The organism is Neptunicoccus cionae (assembly GCF_014643735.1).
In the GTDB taxonomy this organism is placed as follows: domain Bacteria; phylum Pseudomonadota; class Alphaproteobacteria; order Rhodobacterales; family Rhodobacteraceae; genus Amylibacter; species Amylibacter cionae.
Map to the genome: position 1 here is coordinate 98,148 of NZ_BMKA01000003.1, position 25,201 is coordinate 123,348.

The 25,201-nt window shown below is 57.0% G+C and carries 31 protein-coding genes and 1 riboswitch; of the genes, 22 read left to right on the top strand and 9 right to left on the bottom strand.

Annotated elements, in window-relative coordinates; all coding sequences use genetic code 11:
• Positions 1-21: 21 nt before the first annotated feature.
• Positions 22-945: a LysR family transcriptional regulator gene (locus tag IEX10_RS11325; RefSeq protein WP_188675074.1), complete on the bottom strand. Its 924-nt coding sequence runs from the start codon at positions 943-945 to the stop codon at positions 22-24.
• Positions 946-1,060: 115 nt separating this feature from the next.
• Complete coding sequence (locus tag IEX10_RS11330) at positions 1,061-2,278, bottom strand: cytochrome-c peroxidase (RefSeq protein WP_229678531.1); 1,218 nt, start codon at positions 2,276-2,278, stop codon at positions 1,061-1,063.
• Between the two features lie 54 nt (positions 2,279-2,332).
• Between IEX10_RS11330 and IEX10_RS11335 the strand changes: the two genes are divergently transcribed.
• The 3 genes from IEX10_RS11335 (at position 2,333) to hisH (ending at position 4,156) form a co-directional block, all read left to right on the top strand.
• Positions 2,333-2,809 (top strand): tetratricopeptide repeat protein, encoded by a 477-nt coding sequence (locus IEX10_RS11335; protein WP_229678532.1) that lies wholly within the window; start codon positions 2,333-2,335, stop codon positions 2,807-2,809.
• Between the two features lie 121 nt (positions 2,810-2,930).
• Positions 2,931-3,524, top strand: a complete 594-nt coding sequence (gene hisB / locus IEX10_RS11340; protein WP_188675082.1) for an imidazoleglycerol-phosphate dehydratase HisB — start codon at positions 2,931-2,933, stop codon at positions 3,522-3,524.
• Positions 3,521-4,156, top strand: coding sequence for an imidazole glycerol phosphate synthase subunit HisH (gene hisH / locus IEX10_RS11345; RefSeq protein ID WP_188675085.1), 636 nt, complete (start codon positions 3,521-3,523; stop codon positions 4,154-4,156). Before hisB ends, hisH begins: the two co-directional genes overlap by 4 nt.
• 25 nt (positions 4,157-4,181) lie before the next feature.
• Here hisH and IEX10_RS11350 read toward each other — a convergent pair whose 3' ends face one another.
• A complete protein-coding gene (locus tag IEX10_RS11350) occupies positions 4,182-4,571 on the bottom strand; it encodes a DUF2147 domain-containing protein (RefSeq protein ID WP_188675088.1) in 390 nt (129 codons plus the stop codon).
• Positions 4,572-4,708: 137 nt separating this feature from the next.
• Here IEX10_RS11350 and hisA point away from each other — a divergent pair, with 137 nt between their 5' ends.
• Genes hisA through IEX10_RS11370 form a run of 4 tightly spaced genes read left to right on the top strand, consistent with a single transcriptional unit; the run spans position 4,709 to position 6,779 of the window.
• The gene (hisA, locus tag IEX10_RS11355) at positions 4,709-5,431 is read left to right on the top strand and encodes a 1-(5-phosphoribosyl)-5-[(5-phosphoribosylamino)methylideneamino]imidazole-4-carboxamide isomerase (RefSeq protein ID WP_188675090.1); all 723 of its coding nucleotides are present in this window, start codon (positions 4,709-4,711) and stop codon (positions 5,429-5,431) included.
• Positions 5,428-5,706 carry a hypothetical protein gene (locus IEX10_RS11360; RefSeq protein WP_188675093.1) on the top strand — a complete coding sequence of 93 codons (279 nt, stop codon included), beginning with the start codon at positions 5,428-5,430 and terminating at the stop codon, positions 5,704-5,706. Before hisA ends, IEX10_RS11360 begins: the two co-directional genes overlap by 4 nt.
• Positions 5,699-6,457: an imidazole glycerol phosphate synthase subunit HisF gene (gene hisF, locus IEX10_RS11365; RefSeq protein WP_188675096.1), complete on the top strand. Its 759-nt coding sequence runs from the start codon at positions 5,699-5,701 to the stop codon at positions 6,455-6,457. The genes IEX10_RS11360 and hisF overlap by 8 nt, the downstream gene beginning before the upstream one ends.
• A gap of 4 nt (positions 6,458-6,461) precedes the next feature.
• Positions 6,462-6,779: a phosphoribosyl-ATP diphosphatase gene (locus tag IEX10_RS11370; RefSeq protein WP_188675099.1), complete on the top strand. Its 318-nt coding sequence runs from the start codon at positions 6,462-6,464 to the stop codon at positions 6,777-6,779.
• Positions 6,780-6,806: 27 nt separating this feature from the next.
• On the opposite strand, the gene IEX10_RS11375 is transcribed toward IEX10_RS11370, so the two are convergent.
• Positions 6,807-7,832 (bottom strand): GT-B fold glycosyltransferase domain-containing protein, encoded by a 1,026-nt coding sequence (locus tag IEX10_RS11375; protein WP_373287486.1) that lies wholly within the window; start codon positions 7,830-7,832, stop codon positions 6,807-6,809.
• A 95-nt stretch (positions 7,833-7,927) separates the two neighbouring features.
• On the opposite strand from IEX10_RS11375, the gene IEX10_RS11380 reads away from it, so the two are divergent.
• Positions 7,928-8,425 (top strand): hypothetical protein, encoded by a 498-nt coding sequence (locus IEX10_RS11380; RefSeq protein ID WP_188675101.1) that lies wholly within the window; start codon positions 7,928-7,930, stop codon positions 8,423-8,425.
• Between the two features lie 125 nt (positions 8,426-8,550).
• Here the strand turns inward: IEX10_RS11380 and IEX10_RS11385 are convergent, their stop codons facing one another.
• Complete coding sequence (locus IEX10_RS11385) at positions 8,551-9,822, bottom strand: coiled-coil domain-containing protein (protein WP_188675104.1); 1,272 nt, start codon at positions 9,820-9,822, stop codon at positions 8,551-8,553.
• A gap of 226 nt (positions 9,823-10,048) precedes the next feature.
• Between IEX10_RS11385 and infC the strand changes: the two genes are divergently transcribed.
• Entirely contained in the window at positions 10,049-10,600 is a 552-nt protein-coding gene (gene infC, locus IEX10_RS11390) for a translation initiation factor IF-3 (RefSeq protein WP_188676405.1), read from the top strand.
• Between the two features lie 55 nt (positions 10,601-10,655).
• Here infC and IEX10_RS11395 read toward each other — a convergent pair whose 3' ends face one another.
• The gene (locus tag IEX10_RS11395; RefSeq protein WP_188675108.1) at positions 10,656-11,546 is read right to left on the bottom strand and encodes a glycine reductase; all 891 of its coding nucleotides are present in this window, start codon (positions 11,544-11,546) and stop codon (positions 10,656-10,658) included.
• Between the two features lie 73 nt (positions 11,547-11,619).
• On the opposite strand from IEX10_RS11395, the gene IEX10_RS20110 reads away from it, so the two are divergent.
• From IEX10_RS20110 to IEX10_RS11415, 4 genes are read left to right on the top strand one after another with little or no spacing between them, the layout of a single operon-like run.
• A complete protein-coding gene (locus IEX10_RS20110; protein WP_268237045.1) occupies positions 11,620-11,964 on the top strand; it encodes an SH3-like domain-containing protein in 345 nt (114 codons plus the stop codon).
• A complete protein-coding gene (locus tag IEX10_RS20115; protein WP_188675112.1) occupies positions 11,964-12,242 on the top strand; it encodes an SH3-like domain-containing protein in 279 nt (92 codons plus the stop codon). The genes IEX10_RS20110 and IEX10_RS20115 overlap by 1 nt, the downstream gene beginning before the upstream one ends.
• Complete coding sequence (gene nthA / locus IEX10_RS11410; RefSeq protein WP_188675116.1) at positions 12,232-12,885, top strand: nitrile hydratase subunit alpha; 654 nt, start codon at positions 12,232-12,234, stop codon at positions 12,883-12,885. Before IEX10_RS20115 ends, nthA begins: the two co-directional genes overlap by 11 nt.
• On the top strand, positions 12,885-13,784 hold the full coding sequence (locus IEX10_RS11415; protein WP_188675119.1) for a DMT family transporter: 900 nt from the start codon (positions 12,885-12,887) through the stop codon (positions 13,782-13,784). Before nthA ends, IEX10_RS11415 begins: the two co-directional genes overlap by 1 nt.
• A gap of 12 nt (positions 13,785-13,796) precedes the next feature.
• Here the strand turns inward: IEX10_RS11415 and IEX10_RS11420 are convergent, their stop codons facing one another.
• Positions 13,797-14,498: a DUF1223 domain-containing protein gene (locus tag IEX10_RS11420; protein ID WP_188675122.1), complete on the bottom strand. Its 702-nt coding sequence runs from the start codon at positions 14,496-14,498 to the stop codon at positions 13,797-13,799.
• A 169-nt stretch (positions 14,499-14,667) separates the two neighbouring features.
• Here IEX10_RS11420 and IEX10_RS11425 point away from each other — a divergent pair, with 169 nt between their 5' ends.
• A complete protein-coding gene (locus tag IEX10_RS11425; RefSeq protein ID WP_188675126.1) occupies positions 14,668-15,681 on the top strand; it encodes a 2-dehydropantoate 2-reductase in 1,014 nt (337 codons plus the stop codon).
• Positions 15,682-15,795: 114 nt separating this feature from the next.
• On the opposite strand, the gene acnA is transcribed toward IEX10_RS11425, so the two are convergent.
• On the bottom strand, positions 15,796-18,576 hold the full coding sequence (acnA, locus tag IEX10_RS11430; protein ID WP_188675128.1) for an aconitate hydratase AcnA: 2,781 nt from the start codon (positions 18,574-18,576) through the stop codon (positions 15,796-15,798).
• 222 nt (positions 18,577-18,798) lie between these two features.
• On the opposite strand from acnA, the gene IEX10_RS11435 reads away from it, so the two are divergent.
• The 7 genes from IEX10_RS11435 (at position 18,799) to IEX10_RS11465 (ending at position 23,187) form a co-directional block, all read left to right on the top strand.
• Complete coding sequence (locus IEX10_RS11435) at positions 18,799-19,782, top strand: zinc transporter ZntB (protein WP_188675131.1); 984 nt, start codon at positions 18,799-18,801, stop codon at positions 19,780-19,782.
• Between the two features lie 54 nt (positions 19,783-19,836).
• Positions 19,837-20,463, top strand: a complete 627-nt coding sequence (ccmA, locus tag IEX10_RS11440; protein ID WP_188675134.1) for a heme ABC exporter ATP-binding protein CcmA — start codon at positions 19,837-19,839, stop codon at positions 20,461-20,463.
• Positions 20,463-21,119 carry a heme exporter protein CcmB gene (gene ccmB, locus IEX10_RS11445; protein ID WP_188675137.1) on the top strand — a complete coding sequence of 219 codons (657 nt, stop codon included), beginning with the start codon at positions 20,463-20,465 and terminating at the stop codon, positions 21,117-21,119. Before ccmA ends, ccmB begins: the two co-directional genes overlap by 1 nt.
• Before the next feature lie 62 nt (positions 21,120-21,181).
• On the top strand, positions 21,182-21,685 hold the full coding sequence (locus IEX10_RS11450; protein WP_188675140.1) for a YbhB/YbcL family Raf kinase inhibitor-like protein: 504 nt from the start codon (positions 21,182-21,184) through the stop codon (positions 21,683-21,685).
• A 94-nt stretch (positions 21,686-21,779) separates the two neighbouring features.
• Positions 21,780-22,508: a heme ABC transporter permease gene (locus IEX10_RS11455; protein ID WP_188675142.1), complete on the top strand. Its 729-nt coding sequence runs from the start codon at positions 21,780-21,782 to the stop codon at positions 22,506-22,508.
• Entirely contained in the window at positions 22,505-22,657 is a 153-nt protein-coding gene (gene ccmD, locus IEX10_RS11460; protein WP_188675145.1) for a heme exporter protein CcmD, read from the top strand. Before IEX10_RS11455 ends, ccmD begins: the two co-directional genes overlap by 4 nt.
• Complete coding sequence (locus IEX10_RS11465; protein ID WP_188675150.1) at positions 22,654-23,187, top strand: DsbE family thiol:disulfide interchange protein; 534 nt, start codon at positions 22,654-22,656, stop codon at positions 23,185-23,187. The genes ccmD and IEX10_RS11465 overlap by 4 nt, the downstream gene beginning before the upstream one ends.
• A 22-nt stretch (positions 23,188-23,209) precedes the next feature.
• On the opposite strand, the gene IEX10_RS11470 is transcribed toward IEX10_RS11465, so the two are convergent.
• Positions 23,210-23,629, bottom strand: coding sequence for a 6,7-dimethyl-8-ribityllumazine synthase (locus IEX10_RS11470; RefSeq protein ID WP_188675153.1), 420 nt, complete (start codon positions 23,627-23,629; stop codon positions 23,210-23,212).
• A gap of 70 nt (positions 23,630-23,699) precedes the next feature.
• Positions 23,700-23,819, bottom strand: a riboswitch (FMN riboswitch).
• Positions 23,820-24,002: 183 nt separating this feature from the next.
• Between IEX10_RS11470 and pyrC the strand changes: the two genes are divergently transcribed.
• The gene (gene pyrC / locus IEX10_RS11475; RefSeq protein ID WP_188675156.1) at positions 24,003-25,040 is read left to right on the top strand and encodes a dihydroorotase; all 1,038 of its coding nucleotides are present in this window, start codon (positions 24,003-24,005) and stop codon (positions 25,038-25,040) included.
• Positions 25,041-25,201: the final 161 nt, after the last annotated feature.

A 25,201-nucleotide genomic window follows, 5' to 3' on the forward strand; every position in this document is an offset into this window, starting at 1 on the left:
ACAAGTCCCTTTCTAACAAAATCAGGGTTTTGGGCGGTAGTAAATTTCGGCACGCATCCGATTCAGCCGATCATCTATGTGATCCAGAAACGTCTGGATCAGCGGAAGGCGCACATTATTTTTCCGCCATTGTGCAAAGAATTCCAGCTGCTGGACAGGCAATTCTTCGAGCACCCGCACCAAGCGTCCACTTACCAGATCCTGGCCGACCCGTGATTTCGGCAGAATGGCAAGTCCCGCGCCGCAACGACAGAGATTGTGAACCAGACCAATATCATCACATTTAATCCGATAGGAGATCGCAGGAAAAACACTGCCCGCGCCGTGGTAAAACAGCTTCGCCCATTCCGAAGCCGAAAAATCCGTACCCAGCAGGATCGGAATCTTCGACGGTATTTCGCGGATAGGTGTGGCCTTGACCCGTTCGGCCAGATCAGGGGCAGCATAAAACGCGGCTCCGGTGCCTTCAATCTTGCGAAAGCTGATGTCTTTGCTGGTCGGGCTGTCAGAGGACACCACCAAATTAAACAGCTCCAGCCCTTTTTCAGAGGTGTCCTGCTCAAAATTCAGTTCGATACTCACGGTGGGATGGGCCAGCAGAAAATCCTGAACCACCTCGCGCAGAATGCCGCCTGACAGAAAAACCGGCATATCCAGCCGCAATACCTGCGCCCGCGCACCACGGTCACCGGTCAGGGTTTCCAACCCTTCGCTGCCGATTTCCATCATTTCCCGCGCAGTCTGATAAATCCGCTGCCCCTCTGTGGTCAGCTCGAAAGAGCGCGCACGACGAATGAGCAGCTGTTTGCCCAGTCGATCCTCTAGGTTAGAAATCAGATCAGATGTTTTTGACTCAGAAAACCCGAGAGCCTGCGCCCCCGCCTTGACGGAGTTGTGGTCCGCCACGACGGCGAAAGCAATCATGGAGAGATGCGAGTCAATCATAACAGTTTGGCCGATAAACGAGGGTAAATCTAAAAGTCACTTTTACATTTACCTTACAGTAACAAGATACCCCCCCACCTTCAACAAATAGAACATTGACCCAACGGCAACCGAATTAATCTCCAACCGGTGTCAGGCCGGATGGAACGGTGTCAGGTACGGTTTGAAGGTTCATTTGATCGCGGGACAAAGTGCTGGAGGACGGGGCCGACAGGCTGTGCAGAAAGTGAATCAACTGGTCAATCTGCTGCGAGTCCAATGTAGCAGGCACTTGCGCTGCACGGGGATAGGCCAGAAAGGCCGCGCGAATGCGGTTAAGCTCGGTGACATCCTGCCAGTGCGGCATCGTATCTGGCGGGATGAAGTCTGCCAATCCTACCAACGGGTCCATATGATGCCAGATCACAGCGCGCAGCGTCGGGAAGGCACCGTTATGCCCATAAGGCGCGGTATGGGCCACATTGCGCAGAAACGGCGTACGAAAGCGATAGCTGTCCCTGACGTCATCGCTGACCGCCAGCCGCCCCGTATCACGGGCCACCGGATCGAACCGGCGGATGCGCCCCGGCCCCAACGGTGGCATTGCAAGGTTATGGAACGTCTGATCCGACAGCAGCGGACCGCTATGACACTGGCTGCACTGCGCAACGCCGTAAAACAGCGCCATGCCGTCACGTTGATCCGCCGTCAACGCGGTGCTCTCCCCCTCCAGATAGCGGTCAAAAGCCGAACCGGTACTGCGGAACGCGGTCGATATATAGGCCGCCAGCGCGTTTGCAAGCAGCGCTATATTTATGTCGTCGTGCCCTGCCATTTCACGGTAGCCAGCAATCGCCGCAACCCGATCTGCGATCCTGTCCCATGCTTGCGGGGCCGTTTGCTGCGCGGCGGCGGCGATTTCGTTGCTTTTCGGATGACCGCCCATTTCCATACGTGCGATCAGCGGAAACAGCACCTGCGCTGCCAACAGGCCGTTTAATCCTTCGGGCAGCAGTTCCCCCGCCGGAGAGCGGATCACCGCCCCCTGCCATTCCACCCGCCCGTCATGGAACAACCGCCGCACCTGTCGCGCGCCCAAATCCCACAGTGCCGGAGCATTGCGCGCCTGCCGTCCCACCGCCTGCCCCATCTGTCGCCCTGCCCCGTGGCCGGTTCCACCTTCCCCGATCCCAAGCGCCTGTCCGTCACTGCCCCCATATCGGGGATTGTGACAGGTGGCACAGCTTATGTTCCGGTTGCCTGACAGCACCGGATCAAAGAACAGCGCACGACCGAACGCGACCTCATTGGCGGGGTATTGCGCGAAATCCCCCGCGACCAGAGCCTTGGGCAACTCTTGCGCCTGTGCTACTCCAGCGAACAGCCCTGCACAGTAAAGGACGATCCAATGCGTAAACTTGCCCTTGCCGCCTGCGTCCTCGCCGCGCCGGCGTTCGCCGATATGCAAGCTGCGCGAGATGCGTTTCAGCGGGGACAATTTACGCAAACTGTCACACTGCTTACCCCAGCAGCGCACTCGGGCAATGCAGAGGCAGAGTTCCTTTTGGGGCGGATTTACGCGCTGGGCCTTGGCCACTCGAAAGATCCCGTAAGGGGCGTCGAATTTCTGAAACGCGCAGCAGGCAAAGGCCATCCGGCGGCGCAATTGCATCTTTCCAAAGCTTACGCCAGCGGTGCAGGACTGGCCGCGCCTGATCCGCTCCGCGCGCTTCTTTGGGCGGAACTTGCCGTTCAGGCCAAGGCCGAAGGCGCAACGGACCATCTGGCCGAACAACGCCGCAGCCTGCCTGAACAGGACCAAACCCGTCTTGCGCCATTGTTGTCCGATTATCGGAAGCATCTGTTTCCCTTCACGCCCGAGTAACACAGAAATCCGACCCGACTGCAACATTGCACCCTGCGCTGCGCGTTGATCCATCTTCCCCCTTGGAACAGCCGCCCTGCCAGCCTATAACGCGGCCAAACACCAGCAAAGGCCCTGCCCCATGCGCACAGCGACCCTGACACGAAACACCGCCGAAACCGCCATCACGGTTGAAATCAACCTCGACGGGACCGGCGTTTATGACAATGAAACCGGCGTTGGCTTCTTTGATCACATGCTGGACCAGCTTTCGCGCCATGCGCTGATTGATATGAAGGTGCGGGCCAAAGGCGATTTGCACATTGATGACCACCACACCGTTGAAGACGTGGGACTGGCGCTGGGCAAGGCGCTGGCCGAGGCTGTGGGCGACAAACGGGGTATCCGGCGTTACGGCTCCTGTTTGCTGCCAATGGACGATGCGCTTGTGCGCGCTGCACTTGATCTGTCGGGGCGGCCCTATCTGGTTTGGAAAGTCGACCTGCCCACTGCGAAAATCGGCAGCTTTGACACCGAACTGGTGCGCGAATTTTTTACTGCCTTTGCCATGCAAGGGGGCATCACCCTGCACGTAGAGGCGCTTGACGGGTTCAACAGCCACCACATCGTGGAAGCTGCCTTCAAATCTGTCGCGCAAGCTCTGCGGGCCGCGCTTGAAACTGATCCGCGCAAGGCGGATGCGATCCCGTCGACCAAAGGCACCCTGTCCGAATGATTACTGCGATTGTAGATTATAACTCCGGCAACCTGCGCTCTGCGGAGAAAAGTTTCCAGCGTATGGCGTCCGAAGTGGGTGGCGGCGATATCATCGTCACCGACGACCCCGATCAGGTGCGCCGCGCGGATCGCGTGGTACTTCCGGGCGTGGGCGCATTTGCGGATTGCCGCAGCGAACTCGGCGCTATTAACGGTTTGTTCGGCGCGATCGAAGATAAGGTGAAGGCGGGCAATCCGTTCCTTGGCATATGTGTCGGCATGCAGATGATGGCCACTTGGGGGCGCGAGCATGGCAATCACACAGGCTTTGACTGGATCAAAGGCGAGGTTGTCGCCCTGACCCCCAACGATCCTGCACTGAAAATTCCCCACATGGGTTGGAACAGCCTGAACCAGACACCGGACCACCCTGTGTTTGACGGGATTTCAGCAGGCGATCACATGTATTTCGTACACTCCTACCATCTGGTTCCTGAAAACCCTGAGGACATCGTGGCCACAGTGGATTACGGCGGCGACATCATCGCAGCCGTGGGGCGCGACAACATCATCGGCACCCAGTTCCACCCCGAAAAGAGCCAAGCAACCGGCCTGCGCCTGATCGGTAACTTCCTGAAATGGGCCCCGTAACAGAGGCCCGTCTCAAACCTGTCGCTTATTTCACCCGCGCCCAAGTGCCACCACTGCGACACACGCCCAGAACGCAGCCTTTGACGTTCAGGCTGTTCCCGTTCAGCACCAGTTTGCCGGAGTAGGTTTTGTCACGATCCGGCGAATACACCTTGCCGCCGCCATAGTTCCCGCCACCCTTGTTCTGCATATCATAGATCAGTTTGCGGCCCTGATTTTCCGACTTGAACGCCTTACCGTTCTTATCGAAAGAGTTCACCAACACGCCACAAATCTTGCTGCCACAAGGGCCAACCTTAATGTGACCGGAATTGCCGTTGTCATCCGCAATCGTGCGCCATGTGCCATAGATATTATCCGCATAAGCCGGTGCCCCCAGCGCTGCGAGTATGGCGATAACTGCCAGTTTCTTCATAGTATCCTCCCTAGTTCTTTGTGATCCTGCGCAGCCCTTGGCCGCCGGTCAAGCAAAACCCAAGGGAAAGCAGACCTTTGCAATTCTGCGCCTATGGGGCTAGAGGAAGGCGGAACGACGAAACTTCGGGCAATACCATGATTCTATACCCTGCGATTGATCTTAAAGACGGCGCCTGTGTGCGGCTTTACAAAGGCGAGATGGATCAGGCGACCGTGTTTAACGACGATCCGGCGGCGCAGGCGCAGGCGTTTGTAGATCAGGGCTGCGACTGGCTGCATCTGGTGGATCTGAACGGGGCTTTTGCAGGGGAACCGGTGAACGCACGGCCTGTGGAAGAAATACTGACGAACGTAAAAGTCCCCGCACAACTTGGCGGTGGCATCCGTGATATGGCCACTATCGAGCGCTGGCTGTCCAAAGGATTGCAACGGGTGATCCTTGGTACTGTCGCCGTCGAAGACCCCGATCTGGTACGCCAAGCCGCCAAAGCCTTCCCCGGTCATGTGGCCGTGGGAATTGATGCGCGTAACGGCATGGTTGCGACCCGTGGCTGGGCCGAAGAAACAACCATAAACGTCACCGATCTGGCACGCCAGTTCGAAGACGCAGGGGTTGCTGCAATCATTTACACAGACATCAACCGCGACGGTGCGATGCAAGGCCCTAATGTGGAAGCCACCGCTGATCTGGCTCGCGCGGTTTCCATTCCGGTGATTGCATCGGGTGGCGTGTCCTCTATGGCCGACTTGCAAGCCCTCAAAGATTGCGGCGCACCACTGGACGGGGCAATTTCAGGCCGTGCGCTTTATGACGGGCAGATCAACGTGGCCGATGCAGCAGCGCTTTTGAAGGCATGAGGCTGAAGCAAATCCTCGTCGTGCTCTACACCCTGCCCTTGATGGTGTTTCTGTGCACCACCATCTTTGCAGTGATTGCGGATATGATCGGAAGCTGTGCCTATATTGATGGCACTATCACGAATTGTACCGCTTGGGGGCGGGATTACAGCTGGATGTATGACACCGCTACCCCTGTCGGTTTCATGTCCAACTGGGCCTTCCTTGTCGCATGGATTCTCCTTGGCGGCTGTACTATGTATGCGCTGGACTGGTTGAAGAAACGTAATGCTTAAAACCCGAATTATTCCCTGCCTTGATGTAAAAGACGGTCGCGTTGTAAAAGGCGTGAACTTCGTTGATCTGATAGATGCGGGCGATCCTGTTGAATCTGCGAAAGCCTATGATGCGGCTGGCGCCGATGAACTGTGTTTTCTGGACATTGCCGCTACGGTGGAAAATCGCGGCACCATGTTTGACGTGGCGCGGCGCACGGCGGAACAGTGTTTCATGCCGCTGACCATCGGTGGTGGCGTGCGTTCCCCTGATGATGTGCGCAACTTGCTGCTGGCCGGTGCGGATAAGGTCTCGTTCAATTCTGCCGCTGTGGCAAATCCTGATGTGGTGGCCCAATCCGCCAACCGGTTCGGATCCCAATGTATTGTGGTGGCGATTGACGCGAAAACCGTATCCCCCGGAAAATGGGAGATTTTCACCCACGGCGGCCGCAAGGGTACGGGCATCGACGCGGTGGAATTCGCCAAAGACATGGCTGCGAAAGGCGCCGGAGAAATTCTGCTGACCAGCATGGACCGCGACGGCACCCGCGCAGGGTTCAACCTGCCCCTGACCCGCGCTATTTCCGACGCTGTAAACATTCCCGTAATCGCTTCGGGCGGTGTTGGCACCCTTGACCATCTGGTGGACGGCGTGACGCAAGGCGGCGCTTCGGCCGTTCTCGCCGCGTCTATTTTCCACTTTGGCGACTTCACTATTCAAGAGGCCAAGCAGCATATGCAGGCCGCAGGTATTCCGGTAAGGCTCTGAGATCATGGCAAATGTACTGACGCGGCTGGCCCGCACGATAGAGTCCCGCAAAGGGGCAGACGACAAGAAATCCTACGCATCAAAGCTTTTTGCCCGCGGCCCTGAAAAATGCGCTGAAAAGTTTGGCGAAGAGGCTGTAGAAGCAATCATCGAAGCGGTGAAAGGCGACAAATCCAAACTTACAGAAGAAGCCGCCGATGTGCTGTTTCATCTGCTGGTTATGTTGTCCGCGCGCGATGTAAAGCTAGAGGACGTTTACAAAGAACTGGAGCGGCGCGAAGGCACCTCCGGCATTGTGGAAAAACAGTCCCGCAGCAAATAACAATCGCTGCGACGGCGTTCGCGCCGGTTAGCGATACCACATATTGGCCTTTTTAATCTGCTGACGGATCGCCTGTTCCTTGCGCGGCAGGTTGTCCCGATCAAACATGTCCCGCAACTTGCGCCCCTTGCCCTGAAACACCAGACGGCGGAACGGTTCGTGGGCTTTCACGACCTTCTTGATCGGATTCGGGGCAAGCACCTTTTCTAACACCTCGACCGTCTCATCCGGCGCTGTCGCGTATAGCAGCGGCAGGTAGCGGTAATGCCAACTGACCTCCCCATCAAGCAGACCGGACGGCAACGTATCCCGCGCGCCACCCAATTTGTGGATCACCAGCGGCAGCGCGATCTGATCCAGCCATGGATAAAGCTGTTGAGTCTCGATCTGCCACGGCGGGTCTCTCTCGATCTCGCTGGCATAATGGGTAAAATACGTCGCAAATTCAGCGGGATCCTTGTAGAAAAACCACCCGGCGTTGAAATAGAGATAGCGTTTCCAATATTCGTCAGGCTGTGACAGATCCAGCGAACTGGCATAATCCAGTTCGAATTTATCATAGAGCGACTTCCACATTTCACCGTAACCCGGACCATAAAGATCAACCTCCGGCCAGGTGTTTTCCCGCTTCATGGAGGCCGTGGGACGGTCAAAATCAAATGGGACAGCATTCAGACGACCCGTGAAAATCGTATCGGTGTCAAAGAAAACGAACGGCTCGTTGTCGGGTAAAGCTGTCAGGCCGATAATCTTGTTGCCGTTCGGATATCGGCTGCCAAAAACCCCGTTCTGGAACGGGATAATTTCCGCGCCAAGGTCTTGCAAAAGGCGGCGCACCTGCGGGTTCTGAATCCGCGGGTCGTACTCCCAGCGTTCTGAAGGTTGCGGCTCTCCCAGAATCAAGCGCCCGGTGAAATTCGGGTTCTTGTCAAAAAACGAGGCGACGAAAAGGACCGCCTCATATTCAAGTCGTCCGCCCTGCACGATTGCAAAAACATTATAGTCTTGTGCCACTGTCACTGCCCGTTTTGGTTTTGCCGATCTATAGCCAATCGGGGCAAACAATGGAATGGAGTCGGACCCGTCATGCGAAATTTCTTGCAAATCTCCCTAAGTCGCGCAGAGTTTCCTAATAGAGAGGACCCGATATGTGCAGAATCTTCCCATTTTACCAAAGCCCGAGAATGCCTGTGTCCAAGCCGAACAATGGCTTGTCCCGTTTCCCGATCCTAAAAATCGCAGCCTTAATGCCTTTGCTCGCTTTATCCCTGCCCCAAACCGCAATGGCGCAGGGCAAGTTTCTGACTGCCGCCCAGATTAAACCGATCCTGACTGCCACCAAAGCCAACTGGATCGCTGTGCGCGAATACGGTGGGCAGGATTTATTGTATTTTACACACCTCCTGTCGTGGCGTTGCGGTCTGACATCTATAGCCTACAGCCTGAATGATGAAGAAACCTTTAAGGACTGGCCGATTGGTCATTGTGACGAAGACCTGCCCAATCCGAACGTGCTGGCAGACGATCAAAATATCTACACTGGCTTCCCGCCCGATACGATCAAGGCGGTTACAATCAGGATTACCTATGATGATGAAACGCAGGACGAGACCCGGTATGAACGCAAGTCAGTGCGGATTCCTTAGGTACAAGTGGTTGCTTTAACTAATTAAATTTCAATTCACACCACATTCCAAAGCGGCGACAAAACTGCCGCCGCTCTTGTGTTAAGATAATTTTCACACTTCATCAGGTATTATAACATCCGAGGTTACTGGAGCGCCTCATAACGGCCTTTGGCCTCGTCCGCAGCAGTCTGGCGGGCGGCGGCCTGTTCCGTTGCTTCTGCCGCTTCCTCCTGCGCGTTTGAAGCTTGGGTTTGGGCCGTTTCAACGTCTGCGCGGGCGTCCGTTTCTGCCTGCTGTGCCGCGTTCAGTTCGGCTTGGGCTTGCTGCAGGCTAGACTGGGCTGTTTCGATGGCTTCCCTTGCAGTTTGCAGCGCAGCTTCTGCTTGGGCCTGCGTGTTAGAGGCTTCACCGGCTGCGGTTTCGGCCTCACTGACCAGTGTGGCCGCTGTGTCATACTCGGACTGGGCCTGTGCCAGTTCGGCGCGGCGCTGCTCTGCTGCGGCTTCTGCATCGGTTACAGCGGCTTGTGCGGCAGCGATGGCATCCTTGAAGCCCTGTGCGGCTTCGCTTGCCGCATTCAAACGCTGTTGGGCTGCATCTGCTTGGGCCTGATCGCTTTGCGCTTTGGCTTCGGCGGCTTCGAGGGCTTCTTGTGTGGCCCGCGCAGCGTCTCGGGCGGTCTCTGCTGCTGTTCGGGTCTGGTCGAGCAGTGTTTCGTCGATCGCCGCTTGGGTTTCAGCACCATCGCTGGAACCAACCTGTGATTCCAGTTCCGCCAGCTTTTCTTCGGCGGCGGCGGCGTTTTCTTCCGCCTGCTCGGCCACGTTTCGGGCATTGTGGGCGGGACCGGCAGAGGCCTCGGCGGTGGCAACTGCGCTGCTCATTTCACGCTCTGCTACGGCTTCTTGGGCCAGCTCGTCCTGACCTTCGGCCTCAGCCGCGTCTAGGGCGGATTGTGCGGCGGTAACATCGTCCTGTGCTTTGGCGTAGGCGGCTTTCGCCCCTTCTAGCGTTTCCATTGGCGCGTCCAGCGACTCTTCTTGGACTGCATCGCGTGCAACCTGTGTTGCCTGCGCTGTTGTCTCAACTTGGGTTTCAGCTTCGGGAAGTGCAGCCTCCGCAGCAGACACCGCCTCTTCGGCCGCAGCGACAGCTTCTTGTGCCGCCTTAACTGCCGCCTCGCTCGTTGCCACCCGCTGTTGGGCTGTTTCTACCGCAGCACCGGCGGCTTCGGCCCGCGCAACTGCGTCGGCTTGTGTCTGCACGGCGGTTTGTGCTGCAACCTGCGCTGACTCCGCTTCGTTCTTTGCCGCCTCAAACACAGCCTGACGGTCCCGCGAGTTTTTGTCGACGACCCCCCAAACAGCAATCAGCACGATCAGCGCAAGCGCGATAAATCCAGCAATCTTTTTCATTTCCATCCCTTGGTCTTTTAACAGGCCACCCCAACACCGGTGGTGGCGATAATGCGCTTTTCAGCTTGGGGATTTGGGCGAGGCTTGCAAGACCTAATTGGAATGATACCCCTAATTCCGACGGCACCAAGTGTTTTCGGGGCCTATTAAAAATGGGAGGTTGAACCTTTCGCAGTGCAGGGCTACATAATAGGCACATTTTAAAGCTACAAAGGACTAGAAACCGATAGCCCGCAGACCTCATCACGCGCCACCACAGCGCGACACTGGCCCCCGCGTCAATGAACGCATTACCTCCAATGAAATCCGTCTTATCGGAGCAGAAGGCGAAAACGTCGGCGTTGTGACGCCAGCGAAGGGTAGAGAACTCGCTGCCCAAGCCGGTCTGGATCTGGTTGAGATCTCGCCAAACGCCAAGCCGCCTGTCTGTAAGATTATGGACTTCGGCAAGTTCAAATACGAACAGCAAAAGCGCGAGTCCGAAGCCCGCAAGAAGCAAAAGATCATCGAAGTTAAGGAAGTCAAATTCCGTCCGAACACGGATAACAATGACTTTGATGTGAAAATGCGTAATGTTTTCAAGTTTCTGGGCAATGGCGACAAGGTGAAGATCACCCTGCGTTTCCGTGGTCGTGAAATGGCGCACCAGCGTTTGGGCTCGGAACTTTTGCACCGCGTTGCGGATGCTGTGACAGAAGCCGAGGCCGGTAAAGTGGAAAATATGCCCAAGATGGAAGGTCGTCAGATGATTATGATGATCGGCCCCGTCAGCAAGTAAGCGGCAGCTCCTATATTCGGAGATACCAAGATTTTAAGGCGCCTTCGGGCGCCTTTTATTTTGCCTTCACGGCTTTGGCCTGTTCCTTGACCCGATCAAATTCCGCCCGTTTGGCGGCAATCTCTGCCGCGCTCAGCAAATCGGGATTGGAATAATCCTTCTGCCAATCTGCCTCGCCGGACCAGACGATTGGCGACTGACGTGTTGTTCGCGGTGCCGTGGCATCAGCCAAAAGCTGCACCGCCATGCGGGCTGTTTCCAGCTGCGCGTCCGGATTATCGGGCAAACCAGCACCGTTCCCCAGAGGAAAGTTGCAGAACAACAGCCGAGGCACCCCGACACGTTCAACAATATCCCGCGCGCAGCCCATGACCACCGTTGGAACGCCGGCCGCTTCCAGCGTGTGTGCCGCAATCGAAACTGACTGATGGCAGACCGGGCAATTCGGCACGAGAACAACCCCGTCGAGCGCATCTTCCTGCGCAAATCCGACCAGCGCCTCGGCATCCGCGCGCGTGCGCGACTGGGACCGGTTGGTGGGGAGCCCGTAAAACCGCTGTGCAACTGCTCCGATTTCTCCGGCGGCGGCCAGCTTTTGCAGGGCTTGCAACGGAAAATAACTCCGCTGGTCCGCCGCAGTCGTGTGCACACGATCATAAGCGATGTGGGATATGCCAAGCACCGGTTCAGGGTCCACAGTCGCAGCGAAAGGTTCGAAAAACTTCGCCGCCCCGTTATACGGCGCACCCGCGCCCTGCTCTCCCGCGCCCGCCTTTATCGGGGCTGCCGTGGTAACAATCCCGATACGCGCCGCGCCCAACGATGTGGCAAGCGGCGTGAACGGCACTGTTTCATGAACCGCCCATTCATAAGGCGCACCATAGCCAAGCGCTTGATAATAGGCGCGAATGCGCGGGATGTAGTCAAGTGGCGGGTGCGTTGTCATGAAATCTCTCGTTGTTATCTTACCCTACGTTACGTGGCTTGCCCCTGCAATCCAACTCCCCTAACGTCAGCTTATGGAAACGGATAAAATACACCGCTGGCATGATATGGGTGGCCAGCCCGCCGGAGAGATCAATCGCGAAGAGCACGATTTTGCCCTTTGGGAAAAGCGTGTTGATGCCTTGCAGGTGCTGACCTCTACTAAGGGGTACTTCACCGTGGACGGCCTGCGCCGCGTGTTGGAGGATATGGGCGAAGAAGCCTTTGAAACCATGACCTATTACGAACGCTGGGTGCAATCTGTGAACCAGAACCTGCTGGAGGCCGGCGCTTATACGATCGCTGAACTGGCTGAACGGATGGAGCAGGTCCAATCCCGTGGCGAAACTTACGGCGAATGCGCCGGACCGGGCGAGTGATGGGCCAACCGCAAAGAGTGCGTGTCAAGGACTGGCACCCCCCCGGCCATATACGCGCACCACACTATCTGCGCGGAAAAACCGGAGAGATAGAGCGGGAACTCGGTCCGTTCGCCAATCCCGAAGAACTCGCCTACGGACACAAAGCTAGCCGCCGCCGACTGCTGCGGGTCCGCTTTACGATGGGTGAGCTCTGGGGGGCAGAAGCGGAAAACCCTGCCGATATCCTAGAAGCTGAAATTTACGAACACTGGTTGGATCCGATCAATGCCACATGACCACCACGACCATTCGCACGAGACCGACGGGCTCAGCCCTTCGGGGCATCCGTATCAACCGGATCAGGATCACAAGATAACCCGCTGGCAAACAATGGAAATTGCTATGCGTGAATTGCTGATAGAAAAAGGTATTATCACGGCTGCGGAAATCACAGCGACAGTAGAACAAATGGATCGCCGCTCCCCTGCGGATGGTGCAAAGGTTGTGGCGCGGGCTTGGGTTGACCCCGCTTTCAAAGCGCGCCTGCTTGAAAACGGCACCGAGGCTATCCGTGAATTAGGTGTTGAACCGGGCGTCCTGAAACTGATCGCGGTGGAAAACACGTCAGCGGTGCATAACGTTGTCGTTTGCACGCTGTGTTCGTGTTATCCGCGCAATCTGCTGGGCCTGCCGCCGGATTGGTACAAACAACGGGCCTATCGCTCTCGCGTGGTGAAAACACCGCGTAAAGTGCTGTCCGAATTTGGACTGGAACTGCCCGATTCTGTGCAGGTTCGTGTCCACGACAGCACCGCTGACATGCGCTATCTGGTGGTTCCGCAGCGTCCCGACGGCACCGACGGAATGGACGAAACCGCGTTGGCAGATCTTGTCAGCCGCGATGCAATGATCGGCGTCGCCGTCGCGCGGCACCTGTAATGGCTGCGCTTAACCGGTATTGGAGCGGGCTTGGACCGCTGGCCAAGGGTGCGCTGATGTTCATCCTCACTATCTTTTTGTTTTCCATCATGGACAGTATTGCGAAGTCGCTGTCCCAAAGGCATCACCCGCTGGAAGTCGTCTGGGCCCGTTACACCGCGCAAACCGTGATCGCCTTTCTGGTGCTCTCACCGCATCTGCGACGCCTTTTACGCACAGATCATTTAATGCTGCAGATTGTTCGCTCGGCTTTTCTGTTCGGCGCTACGATGTGCTTCTTTACGTCACTGGCTTTTATGGAAATGGCATCCGCCACTGCAATATTTGAGATCGCGCCCCTGTTCCTGACCATTGCCGGTTATTTCGTCCTCAAGGAAAAGGTCGGCCCGCGCCGCTGGATCGGGGTTTTTATCGGCCTGATCGGAGCCATGATTATCATCCGCCCCGGATCTGACGTATTCACGCCGGTTGCCCTGCTGCCTGCACTGGCCGCCGCCTGTTTCAGTGGCTACGCGATTTCCACCCGTTTTCTGGGGCAGGAAGAAAGCCCCTGGACCAGTTTCCTCTACACAGCTTTGATCGGCTGCATCGCCAGTTGCTTTATCGTCCCCTTCGTCTGGTCGACACCATCACTGGTTGATGTGGGTCGTATGTCGATGATGGGTGTTGTCGGCGGCATCGGCCACCTGTTCCTGATCCGCGCCTTCACCATTACCGAGGCGTCATACCTTGCGCCTTTTGGCTATCTAACCCTGCTATTCAACGCTTTTTGGGCCTATATGTTCTTTGCAGAAGTCCCCGACCGCGCCACGGTTATTGGTGGCGCAGTGATCGTCTTTGCAGGCGTTTATGTCTGGTATCGAGAGAGTTTTGGCGCGAAAAAAGCGGTCACAACCTAAAGCGCAGCGGTATTAATCCGACCGCCGCGCCGCAAGCACAGGGCCGAGGTTTTCGGACTGCACAACCACCGCATAATGGGCAGATTCCTCTACCGGATAGGTCAGGCTCATCGGGGTCGCGCCATCCCACTGGTCGACAGTAGACCAGTCCGTCACGGTATTCACGTAGTCCATATGGCGACCTGCGTTCTCCCCGTGTTCGATCTTCACTTCAACACTCGGCTCGAATGAAACCACATGAACGTCGGACGGCACAGACTGCCCTTCTATCGGGGTGATAACGATCTTAAGCGCACCGCCATCCCGTGACAGCACAACGCGCGCCCGCTCCGGTTCGTCCGAGAGCATCTCAATATAGTCGAGTATTTTCTGACGTTTGGCACCCGCGACATAGTCCCGCCCGTTAAAGATCATCTGCGGCGTCACAAGCCGGTACTTGCTATCCATTTTCGTATTAAACGCCGCCTGACGCTCTGCAAATTCCGGTTGGGCCAGATGATCCTGCCACCCCAAATAGTCCCAGTAATCCACATGCAAACCCAGCGCGAGCACGTCATCCCGTTGCGCGATCTCTGACAGGATCTCATCCGCTTCCGGACAGGAAGAACATCCCTGAGAGGTGTAAAGCTCTACCAGAACCAACGCGCCATCCGCCTGCGCTGTCTGAATTAAACCGGTTGTGGAAATGGCCATAGCGGCCAGAAATCTGCGCATGAACTGTGCTCGCATCAAAGTCTGTTAAGTCTTTTATAAACCTCTTCGCCCCTATTTGACCAATAAAGGTTTCGAGAGGTTTATGTTACAAAGCCCGTCTTCCGGCTATCGCTGCAGGGCTGAAGGGGCTTAGGATAAAGCAAACCCGATGTAACTTTGGACGGATGGCATGATCTCACCCGAATCCCCTGTCGTAATTCTGGGCGCTGGTGCCATTGGATGTTACCTTGGCGCGCAATGGGCCGCTGCGGGGGTGCCGGTTACTCTGCTTGGTCGGGACAGGCTACTCTCGCTGAACGACACAGGCTTTGCGGTGGAAGGCGGCCCTGATTTCACCGGCGCAGAGCTGGCCCGGAACCCAAAGGTCACGACCGAACCTGCCGTTCTCGCGAATGCTGGTCTCATCGTGCTGACGGTCAAATCAACGGCATTGGACGCAGCCGTTTCTCAGATCAGCACATTCAGCGCAAGCCATACACCCGTTTTGTGTCTGCTCAACGGCATCGCGCCCGTCCGCAGATTAGCAGCCGCTTTGCCCGAACGGGAGATCAGCGCAGGGATGGTGCCGTTCAACGTGGTGTGGCGCAATGCCAGCACCCTGCGCCGCTCCTCCGTTGGAGAGGTCATTCTAGAACGCTCCCCTGCAACCCGCGCCCTTAGCGCAGCAATTGGCGGCTCCGGCATAAGTCTCAGCGATGACATCCGCGCGGTGCAATACGGTAAGCTGCTGCTAAACCTGAACAATCCGGTGAACGCGCTCTCAGGAAAGTCTCTCTACCACCAACTGCGGGAACGTCCCTATCGTCTGGTCTATGCCGCAGCCCTTCAGGAAGCGCTGGATGTTTACGAGGGCGCACAAATCGCCCATGCAAAATCCGGTCCCCTGCCCGCAAACCGGATCGTGCAAATGCTGCGCGCGCCTGACTGGTTGTTCAACACCGTTGCCCTGCGTCTGCAAAAACTGGACCCGCAGTCACAAACTTCAATGGCGCAAGATCTGGCGGCTGGGAAGCCGACCGAAATCGACACAATCAACGGAGAGATCGTCGATCTCGCCACTGCAACGGGCCAGATCGCGCCCGTAAACACCAAGCTGGTGGAACTGGTCAAATCCGCCAGCGCCGGCGGACAGAAAACCTACACCGGCGCAGAACTGCACCGCGCGGTCCTTTCCACACCTTAAAAACAGGGCAAACCGCCACGGCTCTTTTTGGTTCAAATATCCAAATTCCACCCTCACCACGCAAAAAAGGCGCCGCAATGGGCGCCTTTTCCTTTCATTTCTTTAACAGTTAGATCAGGCAGATTTTGCCAGATTGCGCAGCACATAGTGCAGAACGCCACCGTTCTTGATGTAGTCGATTTCAACTTCGGTATCGATACGACACTTCAGTGTGATCTCTTTCACATCGCCGTTTGGATAGGTGATGGAACACAGCACGTCTTGCAACGGCTTCACAGTTTCCAGACCCTTAATCGAAACAGTTTCCTCACCGGTCAGATCCAGCGATTTGCGTGTATCGTCACCTGTGAACTCGAACGGTACAACACCCATCCCAACGAGGTTGGAGCGGTGGATACGTTCGAAGCTTTCAGCGATCACGGCTTTAACACCCAGAAGCGCTGTGCCTTTGGCGGCCCAGTCACGGCTGGAACCCGCACCGTATTGAACACCACCAAAGATCACCAGCGGCGTGTCGTTGGCCTGATGAGCCATCGCTGCGTCATAGATCGAGGTTTGCTCGCCATCGGTCCCTTTGGTGTAACCCCCTTCAACACCGTCCAGCATCTCGTTCTTGATACGGATGTTGGCAAAGGTGCCGCGCATCATCACTTCGTGGTTCCCGCGACGGGAGCCATAAGAGTTGAATTCACGCACAGGCACTTGGTGGTCTGTCAAATATTGACCAGCCGGTGTGGACTGTTTGAACGAACCCGCAGGGGAAATATGGTCGGTTGTGATCATATCGCCCAGCAATGCCAGAACCTTGGCGCCTTCGATGCTGCTGATTTCAGAAGCAGGATCTTTGGACATGCCTTGGAAATACGGCGGGTTACGCACGTAAGTGGACGAAGCAGGCCAGTCGTAGGTCAGGCTGTCAGTTGTATCAACGGCCTGCCATTTCTCGTCGCCTTCAAATACGGAAGCGTATTTTTCAAGGAAGGCTTCACGGGTCACGGTTTGCTCGACCAGCTCGGCAACTTCCTGTGTGGAAGGCCAGATGTCTTTGAGGTAAACATCATTGCCGTCTTTGTCCTGACCGAGAACTTCAGTGGTGATGTCCACATTCATGTCCCCCACCAGAGAGTAAGCAACAACTAGTGGCGGAGAGGCCAGATAGTTGGCGCGCACATCAGGGCTGATCCGCCCCTCAAAGTTCCGGTTGCCAGACAGGATCGACGTTGCAATCAGGTCATAGTCGTTGATCGCCTTGGAGATTTCAGGCTCCAGCGGACCGGAGTTCCCGATACAGGTCGTACAGCCGTAACCCACAAGGTTAAAGCCGATGGCGTCCAAATCTTCTTGCAGGTTAGCTGCTTCCAGATAGGCGGAAACCACTTGGCTGCCCGGTGCAAGGGATGTTTTCACCCAAGGCTTGCGGGTCAGACCCTTTTCGCGGGCTTTACGCGCCACAAGACCGGCACCGATCATCACATACGGGTTGGATGTGTTGGTACAGGATGTGATGGACGCAATTACGATAGACCCGTCATGCAGCTGGTAGTTACCATCTTCAGTGGCGACATAGCCGCGTTGGTGGTGGCCTTCATCACCTGGAATATCCTGTGGCTCTGGCTGTCCGCCCTCACCTTCCCAACGCACTTCCGAACGCTCGCTGGTGTCTTTTGCTGACCGCTCGCCCTTCACATACTGGGTGAAGGTTGTGCTCGCCTTGTTCAGTGCAATGTAGTCTTGCGGGCGTTTCGGACCGGAAATCGCCGGAACGATAGTGCCCATATCAAGGGACAGCGTGTCGGTGTAGATCGGTGCGTAATCCGCGTCGCGCCACATGCCGTTTTCCTTGGCGTAGGCTTCGACCAGCTTGATGCGCGCCTCATCTCGACCGGTTGTGCGCAGGTAACGCAGGGTTTCTGCATCGATCGGGAAGAAACCACAGGTCGCGCCGTATTCCGGTGCCATGTTCGCAATGGTCGCGCGGTCAGCCAGTGGCAGTTTATCCAGACCGGAGCCGTAGAATTCGACAAATTTGCCGACAACGCCTTTTTCGCGCAGCATCTCAACAACTTTGAGCACAAGGTCAGTCCCGGTTGTGCCTTCCAGCATCGCGCCGGTCAGTTCGAACCCGACAACTTCAGGGATCAGCATGGAAATCGGTTGGCCGAGCATGGCTGCTTCGGCTTCGATCCCGCCAACGCCCCAACCCAGAACAGCCGCGCCGTTCACCATTGTTGTGTGGCTGTCTGTCCCGACGAGCGTGTCAGGATAGGCCACTTCCACGCCGTCTTGGTCTGTGTCAGTCCAAACAGTTTGGGACAAATACTCAAGGTTTACCTGGTGGCAGATGCCTGTGCCCGGTGGTACAACGCGGAAGTTGTTAAACGCGCTTTGGCCCCATTTCAGGAAGGTATAACGCTCCATGTTGCGTTCGTATTCGCGGTCCACGTTCATCTGGAACGCCCGCGGGTTGCCAAATTCGTCGATCATAACCGAGTGGTCGATGACCAGATCAACCGGGTTCAGCGGGTTAATTTGTTCCGCGTCACCACCCAGTGCAACGATCCCGTCACGCATTGCTGCCAGATCCACAACCGCCGGAACACCGGTGAAGTCCTGCATCAGAACGCGGGCCGGACGGTAGGCGATCTCACGCGGGTTTTTCCCGCCGTTCGCGCCCCATTTTGCGAATGCTTTGATGTCGTCCACAGAAACCGTGCGCCCGTCATCTTCAAAGCGCAGCATGTTTTCCAGAACAACCTTCAACGCAGCTGGCAGATTGGTGAAATCCCCGAGACCGGCTTCTTGCGCCGCAGGAATTGAGTAATAGTCCACAGAAACGCCATCAACGCTGAGGGTTTTGCGGGTTTTGCTGGTATCGTTGCCGACGGATACGGTCATATTGGTCCTCCGAAACTGGATGTATAGAACTGGCTGGCCCGTCAATGCACCATTTTGCTGAGTCCTGCAAGGGTTCCGGTATACAATTGTGCACAATAAACCGCCGACCACTCTGGCGAAAGTAGTTCTTGATTATTTTACACGGGTTTGGGCTGGCTCAACCTGCTCAGCGCGTCTGATTTTAAGGATGACATCGCACTGCCGGACGGGCAATGTCATTCAATGAACACCCCGACAAATGCCCCCGCCCCTCACACCAGTTGCGCCTTCCTGTTTGACGGGTCCGGCGCGGCTGTCGCGCTAGACCTGAATACGACGCCTGCTATCCCAGACAGCGGGTTTCTCTGGGTGCATCTGGTCAAGGATGATCCTGCTACCCCCCTTTGGCTGGCAAAGGCCGATCTGCCCCCGATGATCGAAGCCGCGATCAGTGCAGAGGATACCCGCCCCCGCTGTACTCCCCACGGCAACGGCGCGGTGATTATCCTGCGCGGTGTGAACCTGAACGAAGGCGCACGGGCCGAGGATATGGTGTCCATCCGGCTGTGGGTCACGCAACATTGCATCATCAGTTACGCACAACGGCGGCTGCGCGCGCTGGAAGACATCCAGACATCCGCTGCCAGCGGCCCCACCGCCCATTCTCCGGGTGATTTTCTCGGGCGGCTGACCCAGCGGCTTGCGGATCGTGCAGAACCGACAGTGTCCGAATTGAACGAGCAGCTAGACGGGATAGAGGAAACCCTTCTGGACGAAGGCACCCTGCCCGACCGCAGCAGCCTCGGGGAAATCCGCCGCGCCGCGATTACCCTGCGCCGCTATATGATGCCGCAAAGGGATGCGCTCACGACCTTATTGATTGAGGACTTTAACTGGCTGTCAGACGCCGACCTCGCCCGCCTGCGCGAAGCGACGGAGCGGATTACCCTTTTGTCCGAAGAACTCGACGCGATCCGCGACCGCGCACAGGTGGTACACGATCAGATTCTCGACAAACGGTCTGAAACCATGAACCGCCAAATGTTCATCCTGTCATCAGTGGCGGCGATCTTCCTGCCTCTTGGCCTGATCACCGGATTGCTCGGGATTAATGTGGGCGGCATTCCAGGCACCGAAAACCCGAGCGCCTTTGCCCTTGTCACCATCGGTTTGGTGGTAATGGGCGGCCTGCTGGTCTGGCTGTTCCGCAAATGGGGGCTGCTTTAGCCTGCGCCCTTTGGTCTCTTCCCCCCCGTTGTCAATTGCCGTAAGGCTTCGCCCATGATGACAGTCACCGATCTAGACTGCCTGCGCGGGCAAAGACGCGTGCTAAGCGGGGTATCCTTCGCGCTAGACGCGGGCGATTGTCTGATCCTGCGCGGCCCAAACGGTGCGGGCAAAACCACGCTTTTGCGCACATTGGCAGGGCTTAGCCCCGCGCCCCGTGGCGCGCTGTCCACCGCACCCGAGGATCTGGTTTATACCGGCCACCTTGATGCGGTGAAACCGCAGCTGACCGTGGCTGAAAATCTGACATTCTGGCAAGGCATCTATCAAAACGCGCCGCAAGACACCCTCAATAGCTTTGATCTGGACGAACTGGCAGACCGCCCCGCCGCCACCCTGTCCGCCGGACAGAAGCGGCGGCTTGGCCTTGCGCGGTTGCATGTATCGGGTCGCAAAATCTGGTTACTCGACGAACCGACAACTGCGCTTGATGCTGATCACGTCGCCCGTTTCACCGACACCCTGCAAGCCCATTGCAACGGAGGCGGCATCGCGATCATCTCAACCCATCTGGATATAGCCCTGCCCCAAGCGCGCACCCTGAATGTGGCCGATTTCGCTGCAAGGCAGGACAGAACAGCGGACGAAGAAGCCGATCCGTTCTTACAAGGGGCTTACTGATGCTGGCGCTGTTCAAACGGGACATCCTGCTGGCCGTCCGCTCTGGCGGCGGCTTTGGTCTGGCGCTGGCGTTTTTTCTGATCCTCGTGATGTTTGTTCCCTTTGGCATCGGCCCAGACCGTGCGGTGCTGGCGCGGATTGCGCCGGGGATCTTGTGGATCGGGGCGCTGCTGGCCTGCTTGCTGTCCCTTGACCGCGTGTTCCAGCTGGATGCAGAGGACGGCACGCTGGAAGCGCTTGCCACCTCTCCGATCCCGCTCACAGGGCTGGTCAGCGCCAAAGCCGCCGCCCACTGGATTACCACGGGACTGCCCCTGACGCTCGCCAGCGCCCCGCTTGGCTATCTGCTCGGCCTGCCGTCGATTGGCTACGTCTGGTTGATCGCGAGCCTTGGCGTAGGCACGGTGTCCCTGTCCTTCATCGGCACCTTTGGTGCAGCGATTACGGTCGGCATAAAACGGGGCGGCCTGTTGTTGTCACTGTTGGTGCTGCCACTTTATATCCCCACCCTGATTCTCGGGGCGCACGTCGTTACACGGGCGGTCACCGGCCAAAATCCAACTCCGTCACTGGCCCTGCTCTGTGGCCTGACCCTTCTGACACTGGCCCTGATCCCAGCAGCGGCTGCAATGGCTCTACGCGCGAATATGCGTTGAGCCAGCAGCCACAATCCTGTTATAAAGAATGTGTTATTTAGACCGAATAAAAGGAATTTATCATGCCACCTTTCCGCACCATTCTTATGACCGCTGCCCTGTCTTTGGCCGCTGCGCCCGCGTTCTCTGCCGACTTCAAAGTGAAGCTCGCCGGTGGCTGGAACGGTAAGAAAGTACCTGCTGGCCAACAGTGCAAACTGTTCGGGGGAAATGGCGCCACTCCGCCTATGGTGATCAGCGGCTTGCCCGCTGGAACACAGTGGGTGCTGGTACAATACAACGACCGTGACTACAAACCCCTATCAACCAAAGGTGGTCACGGGGCGATCGGATTTCCGGTCAAAGGCTCCAAAGCGCAGCTTCCTGCAATTCCGGCCAATGTGAAAAAACTGCCAAACGGTATTTTCATCGCCTCCAAAGCCCGCAGCAGTGGGAAATACGCTTCCAAAGGCTATCTCCCCCCGTGTTCCGGCGGAAAAGGCCACATGTACTTTGCTGATGTCTTCGCGATGACCGGCAAGAATAAGTCGCTCGGTTCGACCCGCGTAGAGATCGGCCGCTACTGATCCAAGCCTCCACGGCCAAGGGCATCGGACCGGTTACGAACCTGTGACCCGATGTCCATTGGCGTGTTCCCAAAAACCCGTTACACACGCGGCTATGTCGATCTGGGAATATGCAAATCCGGTTAAATTCATGGCTCTCTCGGGCCGTGTATTGCCGTTCGCCACTCTGCTCTCCGCCTCGCTGCTGCTGACCGGTCTAGTCTGGGGCTTCTTCTTCACAGCGGACGATTACAAACAAGGGTCCACCGTCAAGATTATCTTCCTGCATGTGCCTGCCGCGCTCATGGCGATCAACATCTGGCTGATGATGCTGGTGGCTTCACTGGTCTGGCTGGTGCGCCGGCACCATGTCTCTGCACTGGCCGCACGCGCAGCTGCTCCGATTGGCATTACGATGACGCTGATTGCCCTGTTCACCGGCGCAATCTGGGGCAAGCCAATGTGGGGCACGTACTGGGCGTGGGACCCGCGTCTGACGTCTTTTATGATCCTCTTCGTCTTTTACCTCGGCTATCTCGCCCTGTGGCAAGCGGTTGAAGATGACGATACTGCCGCAGACCTGACCTCTATCCTGTGCATGGTCGGCTCGGTTTTCGCGCTGCTGTCGCGCTATGCGGTGAACCTGTGGAATCAGGGGCTGCATCAGGGCGCAACACTGACCGCAACCAAGGAAAGCCCGATTGACGGCAGCTATTACTATCCGCTTCTGATCTGCATCGTTGGCTTTATTACCCTGTTTATCACACTTGTTTTGCTGCGCACGCGCATGCACATCAGACTACGCCGCAGCCGCGCTGTTCTGGCACGAGAGGCCACAAGATGATCCCAGATCTCGGAAAATATGCCAGCGACGTGCTGTCGGCCTATGTGATCGCCCTCCTGCTGCTCGGCGGGTTGGTGGTGATAAGCCTGCGCCAGTCGGCAAAAGCCCGCAAGATACTGGAAGACGCCGAACGAAAGACCCGAAAATGAGCCGCATTTCTCCGTGGGTGGTGCTGCCGCCCGTGCTGTTTCTCACGATTGCTGCAACTTTCCTGTTGGGGCTTAACCGGTCCGATCCCAATGCGCTGCCCTCTACCATGATCGGCAAGCAGGCCCCGCCCCTGCAAGCTGAACCGCTCGGCGATCTGCCACCTGCCACCGAAGAACTGCTGCGCAGCGGAGACTTTAAACTGGTTAATTTCTGGGCGAGCTGGTGTGGCCCCTGCCGCGTGGAACACCCGAACCTGACCGAACTTGCCGATAACGGGATGCCGGTGATCGGGCTTAATTACAAAGACAACCCAAAAAACGCGCTGGCCTTCCTCGAAGAGCTGGGCAATCCCTATGTGGGCGCGTCATCGGTTGACGGACGTGCAGCGCTGGAATGGGGTGTTTACGGGGTGCCAGAGACCTTTTTGCTGGATGCAGACGGTACGATCCTGATGCGCACCGCCGGTCCGGTGACACAGCGCATCATCCGCGAAAAACTGGTCCCCGCAATGGAGGCAGCGCGCAAATAAACGCGCCGCCCGTTGGCAAAGATTACATCGCCAGAACCGATTTGACCGCACCTGCGGCCTCGGCACCTTTTTTGACGAAATGGGCCTTGTAAAAGGTCTCGTGCTCGGCAGTTTCCTGATAATGATGCGGCGTCAGACTGACGGAAAACACAGGCACACCCGTGTCCATCTGCGCGCGCATCAACCCGTCCACAACAGCAGCGGCAACGAAATCGTGGCGGTAGATACCGCCATCCACAACCAGCGCGGCGGCGACAACAGCATCAAATTCGCCAGTCTCGGCCAGTTTTTTGGCCAGAAACGGCATTTCAAACGCGCCGGGCACATCGAAGGGCTTCACCTCCGCATCGGGCATTTCTGCCAGAAAGCCTTCATAGGCGCGATCCACGATATCCGCATGCCAGCGGGCTTTGATAAAAGCGATTTTAGCGGGTTTTGTCATTGCTCTGATCCTTTCCTTCAACAAGACAAGACCCAGAGCGTTCAGACCCATGCCCCCAACGGGAACACAGCTCCATTCTCTTCCATCCGGACTATACCGTCGGCTCCGGAATTTCACCGGTATCTGCCCTGTGACAGGCTCGCGGGCTGTAACCGCCGGTGGGGAATTGCACCCCGCCCTGAGAATAGCCAATCGCTAGCAAGCTCTGTGCGCGGAAACAAGCCAAATCATCCCGACATTACGTCACTCCGGTGCAATTCAATGTTCCAGAAATACTCAGCGAACCGCCGACATCACCAATTGGCCCCAAAACTCCTTGCCCACCGCCCGTTCAGTTTTGTATCAGCAAGCAACAACACAGGAGCAACCTCCCATGACCAGCCTAACCATCCGCCGCCCCGACGACTGGCACCTGCATTTGCGCGACGGGGATATGTTGCGCGGCGTGCTGCCCGAAACGTCCCGCGATTTCGCCCGTGCGATTGTGATGCCGAACCTCGTGCCACCCGTGGTGACAGCCAAGGACGCCGCCGCCTATAAGGACCGCATCCTCGCCGCTCTGCCCGCAGGCAGCGATTTCCAGCCGCTGATGACGCTTTACCTGACCGAAACCACTGATCCGGCAGATGTTGCTGCGGCCTATGCAGACGGGCTGATCCACGCGGTGAAACTCTATCCGGCTGGCGCAACGACCAACTCCGCCTCCGGTGTGAAAGACATCAACAAGGCGATGCCGGTTCTCGAAAAAATGGCCGAAATCGGCCTGCCGATGTGCGTCCACGGTGAAGTCACCGATGCGGATGTGGATATTTTTGACCGCGAGGCCGTGTTCATCGACACGAAACTTGATCCCCTGCGCCGCCGCTTGCCCGAATTGCGAGTGGTAATGGAACATGTGACCACCAGCGACGGGATTGATTACATCAGCGAGGCAGAGGAAAACCTCGCCGGTACGATCACCACGCACCATCTGATCATCAACCGGAATCACTTGTTGGTGGGTGGCATCAAGCCCCATTACTACTGTCTGCCTGTTGCGAAACGCGAAGAACATCGTCTTGCCCTGCGCAGTGCGGCGACTTCGGGGGACGAACGCTTCTTCCTTGGCACGGATTCCGCGCCCCATACCGACCCGAACAAGCTGTGTGATTGCGGCTGTGCTGGCGTATTTTCTGCGACCAACACGATGGCCTGTCTCGCCCATGTATTTGAAGAAGAAAACCGGCTCGACAATCTGGAGGCGTTTGCGTCGCTGAACGGTCCGGCCTATTACAAGCTACCGGTGAACGAAGGGACTATGACCCTGACAAAACAGGACTCTCCGGTCGCCTATCCCAAGACGATAGAAACCGGTGAAGGCCCCGTAACCCTGTTCGATCCGGGCTTTCCGCTGTACTGGTCTGCGTCCTAAAGACAGTTACCCAATAAAAAACCCGGCTGCCGTAGCAGCCGGGTAAGTGCACCTGATGAATGACCGCCGACCTCGGAGGGAAGGACAGTCATGAGGCAGTTAAAAGAACCACAGTCCGAGTCTAACCGAAATTAGCAATGTTGGGTGGCCGACGCACAAAA